21 protein-coding genes and 1 pseudogene are annotated in these 22,529 nt (G+C 38.2%); 17 read left to right on the top strand and 5 right to left on the bottom strand.

Features of this window, described 5'->3' with window-relative positions:
- Positions 1-30: 30 nt before the first annotated feature.
- From typA to holA, 17 genes and pseudogenes are all read left to right on the top strand, one after another.
- Positions 31-1,860 carry a translational GTPase TypA gene (typA, locus tag OZ002_RS09890; protein WP_002288735.1) on the top strand — a complete coding sequence of 610 codons (1,830 nt, stop codon included), beginning with the start codon at positions 31-33 and terminating at the stop codon, positions 1,858-1,860.
- A gap of 260 nt (positions 1,861-2,120) precedes the next feature.
- Complete coding sequence (gene recQ, locus OZ002_RS09885; protein WP_049142121.1) at positions 2,121-3,893, top strand: DNA helicase RecQ; 1,773 nt, start codon at positions 2,121-2,123, stop codon at positions 3,891-3,893.
- Between the two features lie 113 nt (positions 3,894-4,006).
- The gene (locus tag OZ002_RS09880) at positions 4,007-4,309 is read left to right on the top strand and encodes a YlaN family protein (protein ID WP_002298990.1); all 303 of its coding nucleotides are present in this window, start codon (positions 4,007-4,009) and stop codon (positions 4,307-4,309) included.
- A 2-nt stretch (positions 4,310-4,311) separates the two neighbouring features.
- Positions 4,312-5,475: an FtsW/RodA/SpoVE family cell cycle protein gene (locus OZ002_RS09875; protein ID WP_002288740.1), complete on the top strand. Its 1,164-nt coding sequence runs from the start codon at positions 4,312-4,314 to the stop codon at positions 5,473-5,475.
- 25 nt (positions 5,476-5,500) lie between these two features.
- Complete coding sequence (locus tag OZ002_RS09870) at positions 5,501-8,929, top strand: pyruvate carboxylase (RefSeq protein ID WP_049142113.1); 3,429 nt, start codon at positions 5,501-5,503, stop codon at positions 8,927-8,929.
- A 20-nt stretch (positions 8,930-8,949) separates the two neighbouring features.
- Positions 8,950-10,074: a CAP-associated domain-containing protein gene (locus OZ002_RS09865; RefSeq protein ID WP_002295486.1), complete on the top strand. Its 1,125-nt coding sequence runs from the start codon at positions 8,950-8,952 to the stop codon at positions 10,072-10,074.
- Positions 10,055-10,501, top strand: coding sequence for a YlbF family regulator (locus OZ002_RS09860; RefSeq protein WP_002295488.1), 447 nt, complete (start codon positions 10,055-10,057; stop codon positions 10,499-10,501). The genes OZ002_RS09865 and OZ002_RS09860 overlap by 20 nt, the downstream gene beginning before the upstream one ends.
- Positions 10,485-10,823: a YlbG family protein gene (locus OZ002_RS09855; protein WP_002295490.1), complete on the top strand. Its 339-nt coding sequence runs from the start codon at positions 10,485-10,487 to the stop codon at positions 10,821-10,823. The genes OZ002_RS09860 and OZ002_RS09855 overlap by 17 nt, the downstream gene beginning before the upstream one ends.
- Before the next feature lie 129 nt (positions 10,824-10,952).
- Positions 10,953-11,513 (top strand): 16S rRNA (guanine(966)-N(2))-methyltransferase RsmD, encoded by a 561-nt coding sequence (gene rsmD, locus OZ002_RS09850; protein WP_002295491.1) that lies wholly within the window; start codon positions 10,953-10,955, stop codon positions 11,511-11,513.
- A complete protein-coding gene (gene coaD / locus OZ002_RS09845) occupies positions 11,510-12,001 on the top strand; it encodes a pantetheine-phosphate adenylyltransferase (protein ID WP_104859007.1) in 492 nt (163 codons plus the stop codon). The genes rsmD and coaD overlap by 4 nt, the downstream gene beginning before the upstream one ends.
- Positions 11,991-13,034, top strand: coding sequence for a SepM family pheromone-processing serine protease (locus tag OZ002_RS09840; protein ID WP_325083246.1), 1,044 nt, complete (start codon positions 11,991-11,993; stop codon positions 13,032-13,034). The genes coaD and OZ002_RS09840 overlap by 11 nt, the downstream gene beginning before the upstream one ends.
- A gap of 159 nt (positions 13,035-13,193) precedes the next feature.
- On the top strand, positions 13,194-13,922 hold the full coding sequence (locus OZ002_RS09835) for a helix-hairpin-helix domain-containing protein (protein ID WP_016925838.1): 729 nt from the start codon (positions 13,194-13,196) through the stop codon (positions 13,920-13,922).
- 115 nt (positions 13,923-14,037) lie between these two features.
- Positions 14,038-14,282 (top strand): annotated as a pseudogene (locus OZ002_RS09830) (SGNH/GDSL hydrolase family protein).
- On the top strand, positions 14,279-14,497 hold the full coding sequence (locus OZ002_RS09825; RefSeq protein ID WP_002295502.1) for an esterase: 219 nt from the start codon (positions 14,279-14,281) through the stop codon (positions 14,495-14,497). Before OZ002_RS09830 ends, OZ002_RS09825 begins: the two are co-directional and overlap by 4 nt.
- 135 nt (positions 14,498-14,632) lie before the next feature.
- On the top strand, positions 14,633-15,172 hold the full coding sequence (locus OZ002_RS09820) for a ComE operon protein 2 (RefSeq protein WP_002295503.1): 540 nt from the start codon (positions 14,633-14,635) through the stop codon (positions 15,170-15,172).
- On the top strand, positions 15,165-17,438 hold the full coding sequence (locus tag OZ002_RS09815; RefSeq protein WP_156249023.1) for a DNA internalization-related competence protein ComEC/Rec2: 2,274 nt from the start codon (positions 15,165-15,167) through the stop codon (positions 17,436-17,438). The genes OZ002_RS09820 and OZ002_RS09815 overlap by 8 nt, the downstream gene beginning before the upstream one ends.
- 37 nt (positions 17,439-17,475) lie before the next feature.
- Complete coding sequence (holA, locus tag OZ002_RS09810) at positions 17,476-18,522, top strand: DNA polymerase III subunit delta (RefSeq protein WP_002320835.1); 1,047 nt, start codon at positions 17,476-17,478, stop codon at positions 18,520-18,522.
- Between the two features lie 88 nt (positions 18,523-18,610).
- Here the strand turns inward: holA and rpsT are convergent, their stop codons facing one another.
- From rpsT to OZ002_RS09785, 5 genes are all read right to left on the bottom strand, one after another.
- Entirely contained in the window at positions 18,611-18,865 is a 255-nt protein-coding gene (gene rpsT, locus OZ002_RS09805) for a 30S ribosomal protein S20 (RefSeq protein WP_002292188.1), read from the bottom strand.
- A 399-nt stretch (positions 18,866-19,264) separates the two neighbouring features.
- Complete coding sequence (locus OZ002_RS09800) at positions 19,265-19,534, bottom strand: hypothetical protein (protein ID WP_002289125.1); 270 nt, start codon at positions 19,532-19,534, stop codon at positions 19,265-19,267.
- Positions 19,535-19,795: 261 nt separating this feature from the next.
- Entirely contained in the window at positions 19,796-19,924 is a 129-nt protein-coding gene (locus tag OZ002_RS09795; protein WP_002295511.1) for a hypothetical protein, read from the bottom strand.
- 79 nt (positions 19,925-20,003) lie between these two features.
- The gene (locus OZ002_RS09790) at positions 20,004-20,459 is read right to left on the bottom strand and encodes a DUF441 domain-containing protein (protein WP_002289123.1); all 456 of its coding nucleotides are present in this window, start codon (positions 20,457-20,459) and stop codon (positions 20,004-20,006) included.
- A gap of 136 nt (positions 20,460-20,595) precedes the next feature.
- On the bottom strand, positions 20,596-22,524 hold the full coding sequence (locus tag OZ002_RS09785) for a heavy metal translocating P-type ATPase (RefSeq protein WP_002289122.1): 1,929 nt from the start codon (positions 22,522-22,524) through the stop codon (positions 20,596-20,598).
- Between the last annotated feature and the right edge of the window lie 5 nt (positions 22,525-22,529).

Here is a 22,529-nt window from a genome sequence, read left to right as displayed (position 1 = left end):
AAAGAACCAATAAAAAAGGAGTTAGTTACATTGAATTATAGAAACGATATCCGTAACGTTGCAATTATTGCCCACGTTGACCACGGAAAAACAACATTAGTTGATGAACTATTAAAACAATCAGATACATTAGACGCACATACGCAATTGCAAGAACGTGCGATGGACTCAAATGCGCTAGAAAAAGAACGTGGTATCACGATTTTAGCCAAAAACACAGCTGTAGACTATAAAGGAATTCGCGTAAACATCATGGATACTCCAGGACACGCGGACTTCGGTGGCGAAGTAGAACGGATCATGAAAATGGTTGACGGCGTTGTGTTGGTCGTAGATGCGTATGAAGGAACAATGCCTCAAACACGTTTTGTATTGAAAAAAGCACTGGAACAACATATCACACCAATCGTTGTCGTAAACAAGATTGACAAACCTTCTGCTCGTCCTGAGCATGTCGTAGATGAAGTTCTTGAACTATTCATCGAATTAGGAGCAGATGATGATCAGTTAGACTTTCCTGTGATTTATGCATCTGCGCTAAATGGTACGTCAAGCTTGTCAGATGATCCAGCAGATCAAGAACCAACCATGGCACCTATTTTTGATACAATTATTGAAAAAATCCCTGCTCCTGTCGATAACAGCGACGAACCATTACAATTCCAAGTTTCATTACTTGACTACAACGATTATGTAGGTCGTATCGGAATCGGACGTGTATTTAGAGGAACAATCAAAGTAGGAGACCAAGTAGCATTAATTAAATTAGACGGAACAGTTAAGAAATTCCGTGTAACGAAATTATTTGGTTTCTTTGGACTAAAACGTCTAGAGATTCAAGAAGCAAAAGCTGGAGACTTGATTGCTGTCTCAGGTATGGAAGATATCTTTGTCGGTGAAACAGTTACTCCTGTGGATCATCAAGATGCGTTACCTATCCTTCACATTGACGAACCAACATTGCAAATGACTTTCTTAGTTAATAATTCACCATTTGCCGGTCGAGAAGGTAAATTCGTAACCGCTCGTAAGATTGAAGAACGTTTGATGGCAGAACTTCAAACAGATGTATCTTTACGAGTTGAACCAACAAACTCTCCAGATGCATGGACAGTTTCTGGTCGTGGAGAATTGCATTTGTCTATCTTGATTGAAAACATGCGCCGTGAGGGATACGAATTGCAAGTATCTCGTCCAGAAGTTATTGAAAAAGAAATCGACGGTGTAAAATGCGAACCGTTTGAACGCGTGCAAATCGATACACCAGAAGAATATATGGGTAGTGTTATCGAGTCCTTGAGCTTACGTAAAGGTGAAATGCAAGATATGGTCCATACAGGAAACGGACAAATCCGTTTGACATTCTTAACACCTGCCCGCGGTTTGATTGGTTATTCAACTGAATTCCTTTCAATGACACGTGGTTACGGAATCATGAACCATACTTTTGACCAATATCTGCCAATGCTTCCTGGTCAAATTGGCGGACGTCACCAAGGGGCGCTTGTTTCGATCGATACAGGAAAAGCAACGACTTATTCTATCATGAGTATCGAAGAACGCGGTACAGTCTTCGTAGAACCAGGTACAGAAGTATATGAAGGAATGATTATCGGGGAAAACAGCCGTGATAATGATTTGACTGTCAACATCACGAAAGCAAAACAAATGACAAACGTACGGTCTGCTACTAAAGACCAAACATCTGTCATCAAAAAACCAAAACAATTGACGTTGGAAGAATCTTTGGAATTCTTGAATGATGATGAATATTGCGAAGTAACACCAGAAAGCATTCGCTTGAGAAAACAAATTTTAGAGAAAAATGCTCGTGAAAAAGCATCTAAAAAGAAAAAATAATCTGTAAAAGGATGAAGAGAGAAACCAGCTTGTTATAAAAAATAGCTGGTTTCTTTTTTTGTCCAACTCTTTTCTGTGGAGAAGTCATCTTTGTCAATGGACATAAATTCAGAAAATACGCCAAAAGACGTTTAAAAGACTTTTAAAAAACTTATTTCTAGAGAGTTTTTGTTTCATAATAAGATAATGTTTCACGAAAGGAGATCAACTTGTCCTTCGAAGAAAATCGAAGTAAAATGGCAAGAGAAAGGAGCGGGAAGATGAACGACTTATTAAAACAATACTTTGGCTATGATGAGTTTAGACCTGGTCAAAAAGAAATTATCCAGAAAGTCATTGATCAGGAAAATGTATTAGGAATCATGCCTACCGGAAGTGGGAAATCAATCTGTTACCAGCTTCCAGCTTTACTATTAGATGGGCTTACTGTGGTTGTGTCCCCTTTAATCTCTTTGATGAAGGATCAGGTGGACGCGGCGAATCAATTAGGTATACCCGCCACTTTTATCAATAGCTCGTTAGATGGTTACGAAACAGCTAGACGCTTCCAAGAAATCGATAGACAGCAGTACCGTTTACTTTATATCGCTCCTGAACGTTTTATCATGCCAGATTTTATCCAAGCAATGAAGCGATGGAACGTCCGTATGATCGCTATTGACGAGGCACATTGTATCTCTCAGTGGGGGCATGATTTCCGCCCAAGTTATTTACAGATGGCGAACCAGCTAGATCAACTGCCAAATCGTCCTGTAATTGTTGCTTTGACAGCTACAGCGACTGTGCAAGTAGCTGCTGACATAAAAAGACTTTTAAAAATTCCAGAAAACAACCATATTCAGACTGGTTTTGAACGAGAAAATCTACGATTTCAAGTAATTAAAGATCAAAAAAAAGAACAATATCTAATCGAATATTTAAAGATCAACAAAAATCAATCTGGTATCATTTATGCAGCAACGAGAAAAGAAGTAGACCGTCTCTATCATTTGCTTAAAAAATTCGATTTTTCCGTGGGTAGATATCATGGTGGTCTAAATGAGAATGAGCGAACAGAAATGCAAGAAGCCTTTTTATACGATCGCTTGCAACTGATTGTAGCGACAAATGCATTTGGTATGGGTATAAATAAAAGCAATGTCCGTTTTGTTATCCATTATCAAATTCCTGGCTCTCTAGAAGCATACTATCAGGAAGCTGGTCGGGCGGGAAGAGATGGTCTTTCCAGTGAAGCCATCCTGCTTTTCTCTCCTCAAGATATCCAAGTCCAAAAGTTTTTTATCCAGCAGTCCCAAAGAGAAGAAGAGCAAAAGCAAAAAGAATATGAAAAATTAAAAGCGATGACAGAATACGTGTATATTGAGTCCTGTCTTCAGCAATACATCCTAAACTATTTTGGCGAGACAAGCAGTCCGTGCAACCGTTGTGGTAACTGTTTAGATGACAGAGAAATAGTAGAAGTAACGACAGAAGCACAGATGGTTCTTTCTTGCTTAAAACGTATGGGTGAGAACTATGGTAAACAAATGTTGATGAAAGTCTTAGCAGGATCGAAAGAACAAAAGCTGCAAGCTTTAGGTTTTGGACATTTATCTACCTATGGACTGATGAAAAACCAATCGCAAAAAGAAACGATGCAGTTAATTGAATATCTGATATCGAATGGCTATCTTCTGACCATCAATGGTGAGTATCCTGTTTTGAAAGTAACAGAAAGAGGGATACAAGTATTGAAAGGACAAGAATCTGTTTATCGAAAGGAACCCAAGAAAGTCCAGCAGCTATCGGATGAAGAAACCGATATACTATTTGAGGTGCTGCGGGAACTGCGAACGGATCTAGCATCAGAAGCAGGCATTCCCCCGTATGTCGTATTTTCAGATTCCACATTGAAAGAAATGAGCCGAATACGTCCATCAAGCAGATTGGAGATGCTTCAGATAAAAGGAGTTGGCCAAAGCAAGCTTGATAAATATGGCGAAGCCTTTTTATCTCGGATAAAAAATGCGGACTCTAACGTTCTGGATAAGTAGAAAGAACGAATACGTAAAAATGAATAAAAACAACTGGTTAAATCTGTTTTTTTTGCTCCTTATGAAAATCAAATATGTTATAATTAAGGAATTAGAATGGGAGGTAAGCACAGATGGATTCTTTGTCGAAAAAACTTGCGATCCAAGTATTAAATGATGAAGCAGAACGGATCAAACGATTAATCCGAAATCAAAACAACAGTCTCTGTATCTCACAATGCAAAGCCTTCGAAGAAGTGGTAGATACACAGATGTACGGCTTTTCCCGGCAAGTCGGTTTTGCTGTCCGTATAGGAGTAATCGGAAAGAACGAGGGCCAGCTGATGTTAAGTGAGCTAGAACGAGAATTGAATCAGTTATATAGTGAGGTTTACCAAGAAAATTATGATAAAAAAGAAGTTGGCAAGGAGGAATAGACTTGCCTAAGAAAGTGAAAAAAAGGCATCTATTAGACTATAGCATCTTGATTCCCTATTTAATTTTATGTGTATTGGGATTGATCATGGTATATAGTTCTACGTCGTATCTATTATTAGAAAACGGACAAAATCCGTCCGCATCAGTCATTAACCAGAGTATTTTTTGGGTGCTTAGCTTGATTGCTATCGCACTACTTTATAAAATGAAAACAGATGTTTTGAAAAACCAGCGTTTGATCATGGCAGCCATCGCAGTTTTGACGATTTTGCTGCTGATTGTTGTGTTTTTTGGTAAGGAGATCAATGGGGCGAAAGGTTGGCTGCAAATTGCAGGATTCTCGATCCAACCTGCCGAATACCTAAAAATCATTTCTATCTGGTACCTGTCTCTGACTTTATCTAAAAGACAAAACAGTGTACAAAAAGATTTTCTTGGGACTGTGAAACGTCCACTTGCAATGGTTATCGGACTTACTGCATTAGTCGCTATTCTTCCCGATTTTGGTAATGCGGCAGTTATCTTTTTGATTATTTTGGTTCTGCTTTTAGCCAGCGGAGTCAATTATGTGTATACTTTGATTGTAGGAGTAGGAGGCTTTTGTCTAAGTACTTTTACGATCTGGCTGATCAATATCACAAACGGAAAGATCTTACCTGGACGTTTACAGTATATCTATAATCGATTTGCTATTTACCAAAATCCTTTCTCAGACGAATTAAATAAAGGGCATCAACTAGTCAACGGCTACTATGCCATGTTCAACGGAGGACTATTTGGCAGGGGATTAGGTAACAGTATCCAGAAAAAAGGATTTTTACAAGAAGCACAAACCGATTTTATTTATGCAATCGTAGTGGAAGAACTGGGAGTGATTATGGGGATTTTGATATTAGCGTTGCTATTCTTTATGATTGTGCGCATTGTCCTTGTAGGTATCCGTTCAAAAGATCCGTTCAATTCGCTTTTGTGCATTGGGATCGGCGCAATGTTTTTGATCCAAGTATTTGTCAATCTTGGAGGAATTACTGGTGTTATTCCTTTGACAGGGATCACGTTCCCATTTTTAAGTCAAGGAGGCTCCAGTTTGCTGATGCTTTCGATTTGTGTCGGCTTTGTCCTCAACATCAGTGCGGATGAAAAACGCAAGAGCTTAGGTTTATAATAAAAAAAGATGTAGGAGTGGTTCGATGAAAAAAGTTTTAGTTGCTAACAGGGGTGAAATCGCTGTACGTGTATTTCGTGCTTGTACAGAATTAGGAATTAAAACTGTTGGAATCTATGCAGAAGAAGATGAATATTCCGTACACCGTTTCAAAGCGGATGAAGCATATTTAGTAGGACAAGGAAAAAAACCGATTGATGCGTATCTAGATATTGAAGGGATCATTTCTATCGCGAAAGAATGCGGAGCTGACGCTATTCATCCGGGTTACGGTCTTTTGTCGGAAAACTTGAATTTTGCGCAACGGTGCGAAGAAGAAGGCATCATTTTTGTTGGACCCAAACTGCATCATTTAGATATTTTTGGAGATAAAATCAAAGCAAAAGCTGCAGCTATCGAAGCGGGGATTGCTTCGATTCCAGGCACAGATGGACCAATCGCTTCTATAGACGATGCCTTGGAGTTTGCGAAACAATACGGTTATCCGATTATGATCAAGGCAGCTCTAGGCGGCGGCGGACGCGGCATGCGTGTAGCTCACGATGAAAAGAGTGCAAGAGAGGGCTACGAACGTGCGAAAAGCGAAGCAAAAGCAGCCTTTGGTAGTGATGAAGTGTATGTTGAAAAATACATCGCTAATCCTAAACATATCGAAGTACAGATTCTCGGGGATACGCATGGAAACGTCATCCATCTTTTTGAAAGAGATTGTTCTGTTCAGCGCCGTCACCAAAAAGTAGTAGAAGTAGCGCCTTGTGTCTCTATGAATGAACAGCAACGTCAAAAAATCTGCCAGGCAGCTGTCCAATTGATGAAATATGTCGGGTATGTCAACGCAGGTACAGTAGAATTTCTTGTTGAAGGAGATGATTTTTACTTTATCGAAGTCAACCCTCGCGTCCAAGTGGAACATACGATCACAGAAATGATTACAGATATTGATATCGTAACAACGCAACTGTTGATTGCTCAAGGTTTGGATCTGCATAAAGAAATCGGATTGCCTCAGCAAGAAGGAATTAAATTAAATGGTTCAGCCATTCAATGCCGAATCACTACAGAAGACCCGTTGAATAACTTTTTACCAGACACAGGGAAAATCGATACGTATCGTTCACCTGGTGGTTTTGGCGTACGTCTGGATGTCGGAAATGCTTACGCGGGCTATGTAGTGACACCGTATTTTGATTCATTGCTAGTAAAAGTATGTACGCATGGTGCTACTTTTGAAACAGCCATTCAGAAAATGGAACGTTGCTTGAAAGAATTTAGAATCCGTGGAGTGAAAACAAACATTCCATTTATGCTCAATGTCATCACACATCCTGAATTCCAATCAGGAAATGCAAAAACAACCTTCATTGATAGTACAGCAACATTATTTGAATTTCCTCGACTACGAGACCGCGGAAACAAAACGATGAAATATATCGGTGAAATTACTGTGAATGGTTTTCCAGGTATCGAAAGTGGCGAAAAACCATTTTATGAAGAACCACGTATGCCTAAAGATCTAATCACAAGAACTGATTACGTAACGGCTAAGAATGTATTAGATGCGAAGGGTGCCGATGCTTTGGTCGAATGGATCAAAGGACAGGAAAATTTGTTGTTGACGGATACGACATTTAGAGACGCCCATCAAAGTCTGCTAGCAACTCGTGTTCGGACAAAGGATTTCAAGCAGATTGCACGTTTGACTGGAGAAGGTCTTCCTGAACTCTTTTCAAGTGAGATGTGGGGGGGAGCAACATTTGATGTGGCTTACCGCTTTTTGAATGAAGATCCTTGGCAACGGTTGAGAAAAATTCGTTCTTTAATGCCTAATACGTTGCTGCAAATGCTTTTCAGAGGTTCAAATGCCGTTGGGTATTCTAATTATCCTGACAATGTATTGGTGGAATTTGTCAAAGAAGCAGCAGCGCAAGGAATCGATGTATTTCGAATCTTTGATAGTTTGAACTGGACTCCACAAATGGAAAAAAGTATCCAAGCTGTACGGGATACTGGTAAAATCGCAGAGGCAGCTATTTGCTATACTGGCGATATCAACGATCCAAGTCGGGCAAAATACACTGTTCAGTATTATAAAGACATGGCAAAGGAACTAGAACAACTGGGTGCGCATATCATTGCAATCAAAGATATGGCTGGGCTGCTTAAACCGCAGGCAGCTTATCGTTTGATTAGTGAATTGAAAGAAACGACAGATCTGCCAATCCATCTGCATACTCATGACACCAGCGGGAATGGAATCATCACTTATTCTGCTGCTTCAAAAGCAGGAGTAGACATCGTTGATGTGGCAATGAGTGCAATGAGTGGGAATACTAGTCAGCCTAGCATGAGCAGCTTGTATTATGCACTGGTCAATGGTCCACGGCTGCCAGAAATCACGATTGAAAATGCACAGAAATTAAACCATTATTGGGAAGATGTGCGCATGTATTACAAACCGTTTGAAAACGGCTTGAATGCTCCTGAAACAGAAGTATATATGCATGAAATGCCAGGAGGACAGTATTCGAATCTACAGCAACAGGCAAAAGCTGTCGGATTAGGTCATCGCTGGGATGAAATCAAACAAATGTATCATACTGTCAACTTGATGTTTGGCGATATCGTTAAAGTAACTCCATCATCTAAAGTAGTTGGAGATATGGCACTATTTATGGTCCAAAATGATCTTACAGAAGAAGATATTTATGAAAAAGGCGAAACACTAAGTTTCCCTGAATCTGTTGTGACTTTCTTCCAAGGAGAACTAGGGCAACCCGTTGGCGGATTTCCTAAAAAATTGCAAAAGATTATTCTTAAAGGCAGACCTGCATTGAATGAACGTCCAGGTCTTTTGGCTGAATCAGTCGACTTCAACGAAGTAAAAAAAGAATTGGCAGAAAAAATCGGCTATGAACCAAAACAAGACGAAGTATTAAGCTATTTGATGTATCCGCAAGTCTTTTTGGACTATCAAAAAGCATATAATCAATTTGGCGATGTTACATTACTGGACACACCAACATTTTTCCAAGGTATACGTTTGGGTGAAACAATCAATGTACAAATCGAACGCGGAAAAACGCTTATCATTCGTTTAGATGAAATCGGAGAACCCGATATCGAAGGGAATCGCGTACTGTTCTTCAATTTGAATGGACAAAGACGTGAAATCACTATCAAAGATAATTCGATCATCAGTACGGTCCAAACCCGATTGAAAGCTGAACCGACAAACCGAGAACAAATTGGAGCAACGATGTCTGGTTCTGTTTTGGATGTATTAGTGAAAAAAGGCGATAACGTTAAAAAAGGTGATACGTTGATGATTACTGAAGCGATGAAAATGGAAACGGCCATCGAAGCACGTTTTGACGGAGAAGTCGCACATGTATATGTGTCTTCAGGAGACACTATTTCGTCTGGTGACCTTTTGATTGAAGTGACTGAGAAATAATAAGCGAAAGGTGGGGAAACATGAAAAGACTGGGTTTGTTTTGGCTGATTCTGCTATTAGTTATTGTGGCATTCTACATGGAACCAGTCTTGTTTCCGCCAAAACTTGAAGTGAAGGAAAACTCTGATCAACAAATATCAAACCAAATGACAACGTGGAAATACCAGGAGCTTAAAGCAACTGGTTTTTCTACTTATATCGGAAAACCGATCGATCAGCTGGAAAAGGATTTTGGCCAAGCCTATGATCGATTAACTAGCGGATTTGGTTTTGAAACAAGATATTATGAAAATAAAGCTAGTCATCTCACATTTGAAGCGAACATCCAAGACAGCAGAGTCACAACTGTTAAAGTACTGCAAACAGGGCCTGCTGATATCGCGCCGTTTTATTTAGGGATGACGATGCAAGATCTTACGAAAATCACTACTATCTATACTAATTTCACTTTTGAGTACCATGATACAGAAGTTGGAATCGAACTAATGGAAGAGGATATGAATTACCGTCCGCTAATTGCTTTTGATAACGACACTTTTGCTATTTTATTTTTTGATCAAACAACAAACGGCCTATTTTCAGTTGTGTATTTAGATAAAGATAGTCTTTTGAAACTATTGCCATATCAAGTGTTTGGTGAAGGCCTTCCACATTATCAAGCAGATAAATCGGCTGATTGGGAATCAATCAATCGCGTTAAAGAACGAAAAAGTACGACTTTATTAAATATGCTTAGAAGAGAAGACGAACTTCCCATATACAATCAAACACTTGCCTTTCAAAACCACAGTCAGCTGCTACTACATGATTTTTTGACAAGGCCTGAGGAAATATTGTCAGAGGAACGTATGGCTGATTGGCAAAAATCGCTAGGCAGTGCTCAAACGACAGTGAAATTCTCACTGACGAATGATGAATTGGAGAAGTTAATCAGTAAACAAAAATTAGAAAATACTAGTGGGCTATTTATTCATCCGGCGATTGACGCTACTTTTTCGTTTTTATATTGGTACAGCGATCCTTACAACCATGATCGTTTCATGGACCCGGGAACGGATTCTGTAGGCATTGCTTTTTCTAAAGAAAATATGTTAGTCTTATTGCAAGAAGAAAACGGAGAAAGTAGTGATAGCAGTGATCGTTAACGAAGAGCTGTTTCAACTGGAGGATCAATGCCTCCAAGTCGCTGAAATGATAAAAAAGAGTAAAACGATGGCTTCTTATCTTGAACATAAACAGTCAATGGAAGAATCTGCAAAAGTTTGCCAGTTGAAAGAAGCGTTCTTGTCTAAGAAAGAAGCATTTGAAAATGTAGCGGCATATGGTGAGTATGCACCTGATTATCGTGAAAAAAAACGAGCTGTTCGAAAAGCAAAAAGACAGCTTGATATGGATGAGCATGTTGCAGCTTTCCGATATAGTGAAACACAGCTGCAAAGTCTGTTGGATCAAATTGTCCAAGTACTTGCCGAAGAAGTTTCTAATGAAATCAAAGTAGATGCAGGTAGCCCGTTTTTTGAAACGAAAAAACACTTTGGATGCGGAGGTAATTGTCATGCAATTAGACAATAGTGAATTTGAAATAACAAAACGACGCGGGCTGATCGTATGGGTCTACAGCTTAAAACAATTAAAGAATCTGAAAAAGTTCGGCTTGTTGCATTATGTCTCAAGAAGAATGAAATATGTCGTGCTTTACTTAAATGAAGAGACATTTGAAGAAACAGAAGAACGAATCCGTAAATTACATTTTGTTCGAAACGTAGAACGTTCTTACCGACCGGATATCGAAATGAATTTTGCCGAAAAAATAGGAAACAAAACAGTATTAAAAGACGAAGGTTTCGAAATCGAAGAGCTAAATACAGAAATCCGATTAGCTGAACATCTTTAAAAATCTCTTATGAGCAGTTTTTAAATAAAAAATAACTTGGATAACGATCGATTTTTGATCATTGTCCAAGTATTTTTTTGTCTTTTTTTTGGTATACTAGTACCAGTACCATTTCTAAGGAGTGAGTAGATGCGGATAATATCAGGAAATTATGGCGGGCGCCGTTTAAAAAGTTTAGCAGGGGCGAACACCAGACCAACTACAGATAAAGTAAAAGAATCCATATTCAATATGATTGGACCATATTTTGATGGAGAGACAGTATTGGATCTGTTTGCAGGAAGCGGTGGTTTAGCTATCGAAGCAGTATCTAGAGGCTGCAGTCATGCGGTATGCGTAGACAAAAATTACCAAGCGCTAAAAATCATCAAAGAAAACATCGAAATTACGAAAGAACCAGAGAAATTTACCACAATAAAACTTGATGCGGACAAAGCAATCGAACGGCTAGCAGCGGAGAAACAACAATTCGACTACTTGTTTCTTGATCCGCCATATGCAAAACAAAAAATAATCGATCAAATCCATAAAATGGAAGAACTGGGACTTTTTTCTAAAACCGCAGTTATCGTATGCGAAACGGATAAAACAGTCGAATTGCCAGAAACTGTGGCTGGATTCCATCAAATAAGAAAACAGATTTATGGCATAACGGCCGTAACTATCTATAGAAAAGAGGGAAATCAATGAAACGTGCATTATTCCCAGGAAGTTTTGATCCTTTTACAAAAGGTCACTTAGATACGGTGGAACGTGCGGCTAAATTATTCGATGAGGTAGTAATTGGTGTTTTTATCAATACTTCAAAGAAAAGTTTGTTTCCCCCAGAAGAAAGAATGACATTGATCACAAAAGCTGTTTCTCATCTTCCTAATGTAAAAGTCATGCATCAAGAAAATCAATTGACGGTAGAAACAGCAAAAGAGATTGGTGCAGATGCGTTGATCAGAGGCATACGAAGTATCAAAGACTTTGAATATGAACGAGAGATTGCTCAGATGAATCATCATCTATATGATGGATTGGAAACTGTCTTCTTATTAGCAAAACCAGAATATAGTCACGTGAGTTCCAGTATTTTAAAAGAAGTACTGCACTTTGGCGGAGATGTGAGCAGCTACTTACCGCCAGTGATCAACGAAGCTTTAGCTGGAAAGCGTGAATCAAATGAAAGCTAAACAATGGTTGAAAACAGTACTAATTATCATATTTGGAATGTTGATCATTGGATTTGTAGTAGTTCCCTTGCCGTATTATGTAGAATCACCGGGAGCCACGATCGATCTGAAAGAACTAATTACGGTCAATGATAAGGAAGATAAAGGTTCTGGGTCTTTCTCTCTTACCTCTGTTGGTATCAGGCAAGCTACAGGTTTCTTAGCTTTAAAAGCTAAAATGATCCCTTTTGAAGAATTGATCAGTGAAGAAGAATTGACTGGTGGGGCGACAGATGAAGAATATAATCAAATGCAACAGTATTATATGGATTCTTCCCAAAATGCAGCAATCGAACAAGCGTTAAAACTTGCAGACAAGCCTTATAAAATGGAATTCAAAGGCGTATATGTCATGAGTGTAGAGAAAACATCGAATTTCTTTGGCAAGCTTTCAGTTGGAGATACAGTAACAAAAGTAGACGGGAAAAGCTTTCAAAGTACAGAAGCATTTATGGATTATGTAAAAAGCCAAAAAGTTGGACAAACAATCGAAATCAGTTATTTGCATAATGGTGAAGAAAAAACAGCTTCTGGTGATCTGATCGAGTTACCAACAGATAAAAAGGCAGGAATAGGTATCACGCTTACTGACCATACCGAGATCGAATCAGATACAGATGTTCGTATTAATTCTGGCTCTATCGGTGGGCCATCAGCGGGATTGATGTTCACTTTAGAAATCTATGAACAAGTCACTGGTAAAAACTTGCGACATGGTAAGCAAATTGCAGGAACTGGAACGATCAACAGTGAAGGAGAAGTTGGCCGAATCGGAGGAATCGATAAAAAAGTGGCAAGTGCGGATAAAGCTGGCGTAGAGATTTTCTTTGCACCAGATGATACGATTTCAGACGATGTTAAGAAAGAATATCCTGAAATAAAAACCAACTACGAAGAAGCAAAAGCTGCCGCTAAAAAATTGAATTCCTCAATGAAAATCGTACCAGTAAAAACAGTACAAGAAGCGCTTGACTATCTAGAGAAAATGAAATGAAACTAAATAATTAAAGAGGGGGTGTGACACGAGTTCTGTCACACCCCCCTCTTTTTCGTCAAAAATCTTCACGATAAAAATAAAAACAAAAGAAAAAATTGACGTAATTAGATGTTGAAGGGACGATTTTGCCAGAGCTCACTGTTTCTTCAATTTTAAATGAAAGGAGTAATGAATGATTTTTACTGGTCATTCTTTGGAAAAAGAACAATGATAGAAAAAATCAGCAAGAAAATACTAGCTTCACCCAAATTGATCATTTGGATGTCTATGATAGTTCTTATCTTTTGTATCGCAAGTGGTTTTTTATTATCAAATTTGCTATTTTATAGAGAACCAGAAGAGACTGCTGCAAAAGAAATACTTTCTTCGTTTAGTTCCAGTGGAGAAGATCCATCAGCTGAAGGAAACGATGTAGAAGAGGATGCTCGTCCAAAGGTCATGTACACTGATATCAAAGGAAGTGTGAAGGAGCCTGGTATCTATTCCTTTTCTTCAGAAGAACGGGTCTATGATGTACTAAAGCGTGCAGGTGGATTATTAGAAGAAGCGGATAGCGATCGAATCAACTTTTCTGCGAAGATAGAAGATCAGCAAGTCCTATATATCCCTGCTGTAGGTGAAGAGCTGCCAGAACATCTTGATCAGTTGGCATCCTCGGAAGGAAAACAGCCTACAGCAGATTCCGAGCCTCCCAAAATAAATATCAATACAGCCACTCCATCAGAACTTCAGCAGATTCCTGGGATCGGATCAGTCAAAGCGCAAGAAATCATTCGATTTAGAGAAGAAAACGGATCCTTCCAGAAAGTGGAAGACCTGCAGGAGATTTCTGGTATCGGTGAAAAGACAGTTGAAAAACTAAAAAACTTCGTTACAATTAAATAGAATGACTCAAAATCGACTGGCACGAGCAATAAATGGACGCTAATGGATACTAAGAATAATCCAATTCTAAGAGCTTGGCAGGACGAGGAGGTAGTATTTTTGGATAGGAAATAGCTTGATTGTTCGCAAAGAAACATTAAAAAACCAATGCTGAATGTCTATCTCCAAAATAAAATATCTGGGATTCATATTATGAATACGGCTGTCAGCGGCAATAACAGTCAAGCTCTACGAGAACGCTTTGCCAAAGATGTACTTAGCTATACAGCAGATAAAGTATTTATTCTCATTGGGACGAATGATCTAGCAGAGCATAAACAACTTTCTAAAGAAACGTACCAAAAAATCTGCAGTGGATGATAGTTCAGCTGAAAAAAGACTATAGTTCTGATCATGCTTTCTTTATCACGCCACCAGCAGTCGATGAGACAAAACAAAAATATCGGAATAACAAGTTGATCAAAGAATATATCTCTGTTCTCACAGAAGTAGCAAAACGCCATGATTGTGAAGTATCGATTTTTATACGGAATTTCTTGAACAAATGGATTCGAAGAATTTTTATAATGGGCTAATGGATGACGGACTTCATTTCGGCAGTGAAGGGTAGGATCTTTTGTCAGACAGGATGATTCGTTATATTTAAAGAATATTTTGTTTAAGCAATGAGTACTTTTTAATCAACTTGAAAAAACGGAGGAATATAAAACATGTTAGAAAAATCTTCAAAAGCATGCGATACGAATAAAGAAAAAGTTACTGATAAGTCACATAATGAACGCATTCCTTGGGACCAGTACTTTATGGCTCAGGCAGTACTGTTATCTTTACGTAGTACGTGTACACGTTTAGAAGTAGGAGCGACACTCGTTCGAGAAAAAAGGATCATTGCTGGCGGCTATAATGGAGCAGTCAGTGGAGATGTCCACTGCATAGATGAAGGGTGTTACGTCGTGGATGGACACTGCTTGCGAACGATCCATGCAGAGATGAATGCACTCCTACAGTGTGCAAAACTTGGTATCCCGACGGAAGGTTCAGAAATCTATGTCACACATTTTCCATGTTTGGCCTGTACAAAGGCTTTGTTGCAAGCTGGTGTGAAAGGGATCAATTATCTCCATGACTATCGAAATGATCCTTATGCCCAAGCGTTGATCGAACAATTAGGTGTATCTGTACACCAAGTTGCTTTAGACTCACAGCATTTTTCAAAACTTCAAAATGAATTAACAGGAAAACATGTCTAGCGTTTTAGAAAGGCATGTTCGAAATCGGTTGATTTTTCCGGCAATTACGTCGATGATTATCTGTTTGTTGTATTACACTGACAATTGGGGTTATCGTTTGCTTCTTGCCGGAATTTTTTTATGGTTTTCGCTAAAAGAAGGACGTTTTATCGCGTACTTGTGTATTTTGTGTAGCATAACGGTATCCATTTCTTATAGGCTACAAGAGTATTCATTTTTAGAGGAAAAAACAACATCTGCGCAAATTACTGTATTTACAGATACGATTCGTGCAAATGGTAATTTTTTGACAATGGAAGGAAGGTTATCAGAGAATAAACAAAAGCTCCAGCTTTCTTATCAAGTAAACACAGAAGCAGAATTGAAAACATGGCTTAACTTCCGAGGAAAGGGAATAGAATTGACTGCTGAAGGCGAGTTCATTTTTCCAGCAAAAAAGCGGAATCTTTATAATTTTGACCAAGAAGCTTACTTCAGGAACCATAGAATCTCTGGACGGTTCCAAATTCAAAAGATTGAACAGATCACCATGCAAAATCACTGGCGAAACTGGCTTCAGAGAAAAAGAGGATCTTTTATCTCCTTTGTCCAATCTGAATTTCCGCAAAAAACAAGTGTATATATTAATTCTTTATTATGGGGCTATAAAGATGCAGGATTCAGAGAATCAGAAGAAATTTTTAGGGAGAGTGGTTTGCTGCATCTGTTCAGTCTATCGGGTCTACACATCCAATTTTATTTAGGGTGGCTGTATTATTTATTTCGACGTATCGGATGGCCACTACACGTCAGTATTATTCCGTTGAGTCTACTAACTATCTGTTATGTTTCTATTGCAGGAAGTTCTATTTCTGTTTTGCGTGCTAGTTTGCTGTTTTTATTGCGATTGCTAGTCAAATTGCTGAATAAGCATTATTCCACCATGGACTTATTTGCAGTTGTCTTTTGGCTTCTTTTACTATTTGATCCTCGATTTCTTTTTCATGCGGGTGGACAGCTTAGTTTTTTCATGAGTTTTTTGTTTATCCTGATTTCTTTTGATGGAGATTGGTTGAAAAAAACGGCCTCTCACGTCCTGTTTACTATGATCACGATGCCGTTGATTGTATGGCATTTTTATGAGTGGCCTATTTTAGGTAGTCTTTTTACATTACTGATTGCACCGGTATTCAAGTTTCTTTTTCTTCCTGGTGTGTTATTTCTCACACTCTTCAATCGCTGGCTGCCGGAAACTTTACTTTTGCTGATAGAAGAGGGATTAATCTTATTTGAGCGAATAATCGATTTTTCTTCAGGGTCGTCTCTCATTATAGGACGTTTGCCCCTTGTACTATCTGGGATGTATATTTTCGGATTACTGATTTGTACGGATAGGTTGAAAGAACAACCTGTGAAACACTTGTTTTATGTTGGTCTTTTTTCTTTTATTTTTTTGACTTTGCCATTTTTACGCTTTTCTTCAACGATCGCTTTTATCGATGTCGGTCAAGGAGACAGTATCTTTTTGCAAAGTCCTTTTCGAAAAGAAACGATTTTGATCGATACTGGAGGTCAGTTACACTTTGAAAGAGAAAAGTGGGCGCAAGGTATGATACGTCCTCCTGCTGAAAGAAATATCGTTCCATATCTAAAAGGTCAGGGGATAAGTGTAATCGATAAACTCATCTTGACACATGACGATACGGATCATGTGGGAGAATTACCCACGTTATCTCAGCATTTTACTATCAAAAAAATTTATATCGGTTGGGGCGCTGGACGAAATGAGCCATTACAAAGGCATTTATCTGAAGCTCAAAAAAATGGTACTGAGATCATTGAAATCAAACATGGGGACAGGATCAGCGGTTATTATGATCTTTATGTATTGACTCCTTTTGAAAAGGGAGAGGGAAGAAATGAAGATTCGATTGGTCTATGGATGGAATATAACAATAGGCGCTTTTTATTTTTAGGAGATTTGAATCAAGCAATGGAAAAACAATTGCTTTTGATTTATCCTAATCTGAAAGCCGATGTAGTCAAATTAGGTCATCACGGTAGCCGTACGTCAAGTAACACAGATTTTCTTTCCCATATTGAAGCAAAACATGGGATTATATCCTGCGGCGTAAATAATCGTTATGGTCACCCGCACAGCGAAGTATTGGAGACACTAGAAGAAAATCAGATAAAAACATGGCGAACGGATCAACAAGGAATGATCACCTATCGCTGGCATCCAGTTTTTCATCCTCATGGGCTAGTGGAAACAATGATAGACTAGTAATTCTCATCTGCTCATGGTAGGATAATTTTTGAAAGTGGTGAGTAATTTGAGTATACAAGCAGAGTTACAAAAAATACGTAAAGAAAAACTTGCATCTTGTTACTTGATTTTAGGAACAGAAAAGTTTCTCCAAGATCAAGTTCGGACAGAAATTGTCAAAAAAATCCAATTAGAGGGCGAAGATGACTTAAATTTTTTAAGTTTTGACATGGAAAATGCAAGTTTAGATGAGGTAGTAGCTGAAGCAGAGACGTTGCCGTTTTTCGGAGATCAACGGTTAGTATTCGTAGAGAATCCTTATTTTTTAACAGGTGAAAAAGTAAACAATGGAATCGAACAAAATACTGATTTATTGACGGCTTATTTGAAAGAACCATTAGAATCGACTGTATTAGTATTCTTTGCGCCATATGAAAAGTTGGATGAACGGAAAAAAGTAACGAAACAATTGAAAAAAACAGCAATCATCATCAATGTCCAACAGTTGAATGAAAAAGAAGTACGTCAATATCTGATGAATACCTTAGAGAATTCCTCAATCAAAATGGAACGAAGTGCAATTGATTTATTCTTGAGGTTGACCGACTTAGATTTATCCAAAATGATGAGAGAGTTACAGAAATTGGTCCTTTATGGACAAAATCAACAGCAAATCACGGTAAGAGAAGTAGAAGAATTAGTTCCTAAAACGTTAGAACATAATATTTTTGACATGACCCAATATATTTTAAAAGGGAAGACGGAACAAGCTTTGCGTTTATACGAAGATTTAGTTATGCAAGGGGAAGAAACAATCAAAATTAATGCGATTTTGCTTTCTCAATTACGTTTATTTTTACAGACAAAATTTCTTGTAAAGATTGGTTATCAGCAGGCAAATATTGCTGAAACATTGAAAATCCATCCATATCGTGTAAAACTTGCCATGCAGGAAGTAAAAAAATTCGATGAACATTTGCTGGTACAGTTGTTTGATCAATTAGTTGAGATGGATTATCAAATCAAAACGGGACAAATCGAAAAAGAATTAAGTTTTCAACTATTCGTTTTGCGCACAGGGCAGTTGTTAAGAAATCGATAAGAAGAAAGACGAGGGCAAAGCATGCGGGAAGGTCGTTTGTTTTTGTCCTTTTTTTGACAAATAAAAAAATCGGCCGAAGCCGATTCTTTTATTTAGCGATCTTTTTGCTTAAACGAGATTTGTCGCGGTTAGCTTTGTTTTTGTGGATTAGACCTTTTGATTCAGCCATATCAATAGCTTTAACAGCTTCTTTATATAACGCATCTACGTTGTCAGCACCTGAAGCTACAGCATCTTCAAATTTTTTGATTGCAGTACGCATAGCGCTTGTTTGAGATGAATTTTTCACATTAGCGTTTTCGCTTGTACGAACACGTTTGATTGCAGATTCAATGTTTGGCATTAGTTTCACCTCCGATAACTTAAGTTCTTACGCGTGTTACCGCATAATTCAACATTCATTATTATACCTAAAGGCAGCGTGCTTTGCAATATGAACATGACAAGTTTTTTTCCTTAACAGTCTTTTATTAGGATTTTTTTTCAGTAAAAACGGATAGTACAAGCTGAAAAAAATCAAAAAGACGCTATTGTGGGAGGCAATAGCGTCAAACCAAACTAGATTTTTATTTATCTATTTAAACAAAGTTTGAATGGGAATGTTTGGTACTAAGTTATTATATAACAAAGAGAACCGTTTGCAAAGTTTTTTTTGAAAAGGGATACGATTCCCTGTTGTTCTTTGTTTTTCTATTAAGAAACTGCAGTTATTTTATAACCAGTATCCTTTGATCAGTAAAGGCTATTCTGGTGTACCGATTATTTTAATGTATTCATCGATATTTTTTATCAACATTTTTTTTATGACCAACTGGTTCCGACGGTTCCATTTGCCACTTACTTCCAGCACATATTTATTTAGGGGCAAACGTAAGATATATTTTGCCAAATAGCGATCTTTAAGCAGGCCATTGATCACACGGTCCTCAAGCTGCAAGTTGATCCCAGTCAGCATCATTGGCTGTTCTTGTAAAACGTACGTATCAATTAAAAGACCTTCAAAAGTTTCCACAAGCGTCTTCCTTTCTTTTCAAAGTAACCTGAAAACAGGCACTAATTCTTCCATTTTGATATTCGTTGAAGTGGATGCGATCATTCTTTCTTTTGTCCACTGTAATCTAGTATAACAAAAAAGAGCAGAAGAGCCAAAAAGAAAAAAGAGCATCGAATTCTATAGGAAGTCTCATTGGCACGGCCTAAATTATTACAAAACATTGATTAAAAAAAGCCCCTGCATCGCAGGAGCATCCCCTATATCGTTTTAATAGGTCAATCAAAAAGCAGTATCAAACACATTTTGTATCAAATCAGGAAATAATAGATAAGCTAAGCCCAGAATCAAAAGTACCGCTAGAAGAAACCAGCCGATTGTTCCTATGAAATACTTTAATTTTTCGAACATTGTATCACCTCGTTGTCAGTATATCACGGATCAGTAAATTGGGGGTGTTAAGAATCTCCTAAAATAGACAAAATTTGTTCTATTTTCCTAAAGCAAATACTTGTAAGATACAGTAAGTGATACCAGAAGCAATGACCGGTCCGGCGGCGATTCCTCTTAAGAAGACAACACCTAAAATCGTGCCGAAAACAAGTGCAACAGTGATTTGTGGATCAGAAGCAATCAATCCTACACCCTTGGAAGATAAGACAGCCACTAGCCCACCGCAAAAAACAGCTACCCAGCCAATAGGGGATTTAAAGGCTTCTAATAGATCACGTAGACCGATTTCTCCTGTTGCGATAGGGATTAGAATAGCCGCTGTGATGATCGTCACCCCAATATTGATTCCTTTGCCTTGTAGCCAAGGGAAAAAGGAACGGGAGGCTGGTATGAGCTTCATAATCAAAACAAAAGCTGCCGCTATCATCAGACTTTGATTCTTAGCTAAAATTGCTACAAGTAAAATAATTCCTAAAAAAAGCCAACTTTCCATGAAATATATTCCTCACTTTCTTCGAAACAATCATAACATGTTTTTAGAAAGTTGCAAAAGTAGGAATTCATTCTTCAAGACCTATTCATAAGCTGTTTTTTCATAAAATAAACAAAATCATAAAAAAACACTTTGCTTATTTGACAGAAGACAGCCGCGCTTTGTATAGTGGACAAGACTTACATTTTTTTGAAGAATCAGAAAGATCAGGTAAAGGTCTTAGTAAACGCAAGCCATTCAGAATAACCAATATTGTGCTTCCTTCGTGTCCTACAACTCCAAGAGGTAGATTTAAAAATTGCAGAAAGTTAGAAGCAATCAACAAGAGAATAACAAGAATCGAAAAAATAATATTTTGTTTGATGATCCGCCGCATTTTTAAAGATAGCCGATGACTGTAGACAAATTTATTTAAGTCGCTTTTCATTAAGACGATGTCTGCGATATCCATAGCGGCATCTGTCCCTTGCCCCATAGCGACACCTAAAGAAGCGGCTGCTAAAGCAGGCGCATCATTGACTCCATCACCAACCATCGCATTTACTTGGTAAAGTTCATTCTCTTTTTTGACTAGTTGTGTTTTTTCTTCCGGAGTACAGCTTGCATAGTAATGTTCAATCCCTACTTGTTCAGCAATGGCCTTTGCTGTGCCAGAATGGTCGCCGGTTATCATACTTGTATGGATGTTTTGGGATTTAAAGTAGGAAATTACTTGTTGGGTATTTGCTTTTGGAATATCTAGCAGACCTAAAACAGCAATTAACTGCTGATCTTTAGAAAGATAAATCACGGTTTTGCCTTGATTTTCCAAACGTTCGATCATTTCCGCAATCTCTTTGCTGATTATCATCGTCTCAGGATCATATGCGTGCTTGCCAACTTTCCATTGCGCACCTAAATAGGTAGTTTGTAATCCAAAACCAGTAATTTCTTCTATTGGTAAGTATTGGATTTCTTCAGGTATTGTGCAATCGAAATATTGCAAAATCGCATGAGCAAGTGGATGCGTCGTTTTTTGTTCCATAGCAACAAGAAGTTGTTGTGCCAAATCCTTTTCATCAAAGAAAAAGCTGTCAGTTACAACTGGTTTTCCTTTAGTGAGCGTTCCTGTTTTATCAAAGGCAATCGCTTTTAATTCAGAAAGCTTTTCTAAATGGATACCGCCTTTGATTAAAATCCCATTTTTTGCAGAATTTGAAAGAGCAGCTAGAGATGCTGGTGTAGCAGATGCGACAAGCGCACAAGGAGAAGCCACAACTAATAATACCATTCCTCGATAAAAGCTTTCATCCCAACTCCAACCTAGGAAAAAGTGGGGGAGAAGGATCATTAGAGGAACAGCAAGCAAAATCAATTTTACATAATTATTTTCGATTCGTTCGATAAATGAAGCTGTTTGAGTTGGCGTATTCTGCGCTTCTTCTACTAATTGGATAATCTTAGCAAAGACAGTTTCGGAACTCGTTTTTGTTACTCGAATCGTGATGGGATTTCCTTGATTCAGCGTTCCTGCATACATCTCATCGCCTAAATATTTTTCTACAGGCACAGATTCACCGCTTAATGCAGACTCATCGATCGTTGCCTGTGTGCTTTCTAAAAAGCCATCTATCGGAACAGCTGCTCCTTTAGCGACAAATACCAAGTTATCCACCTTTAGTTGAGAAACATCTACTTCTTGCATTTGTCCATTTTCTTTTAATAATTGGGCTTTTTGTGGTTGAAGATTCATCAAAGCAGTAATTTCTTTTTGACTTTTATTAGTTGTGTATTCCTCTAATGCACCGCTTAAACAAAAGATGAATGTCAACATTGCTCCTTCAAAGTAATTACCGATCAAACAGGCACCAATAGCAGCTAAAGCCATCAATAAATCCACATTCAGTGTCCGATCATTCCACAATTCTTTCAAGCCTTCCGATGTTTGTTTGTATCCACCGATGATAATGGCACTGATATAAAAAAGTGGGGTGATGGTAAGAGAGAATCGGTCGAAGATAAAACCGAAGATCATAAATAAAAGGCAGCCGATTGTTGCTGCAAAAGCTTTTTTCTGATTAGTCATCGTTA

It is taken from the genome of Enterococcus sp. E4-150, from assembly GCF_035726465.1.
Taxonomy (GTDB): domain Bacteria; phylum Bacillota; class Bacilli; order Lactobacillales; family Enterococcaceae; genus Enterococcus_B; species Enterococcus_B faecium.
The sequence above is the reverse complement of the archived record's forward strand: the minus strand, read 5'-3'. Positions and strand labels throughout refer to the sequence as shown.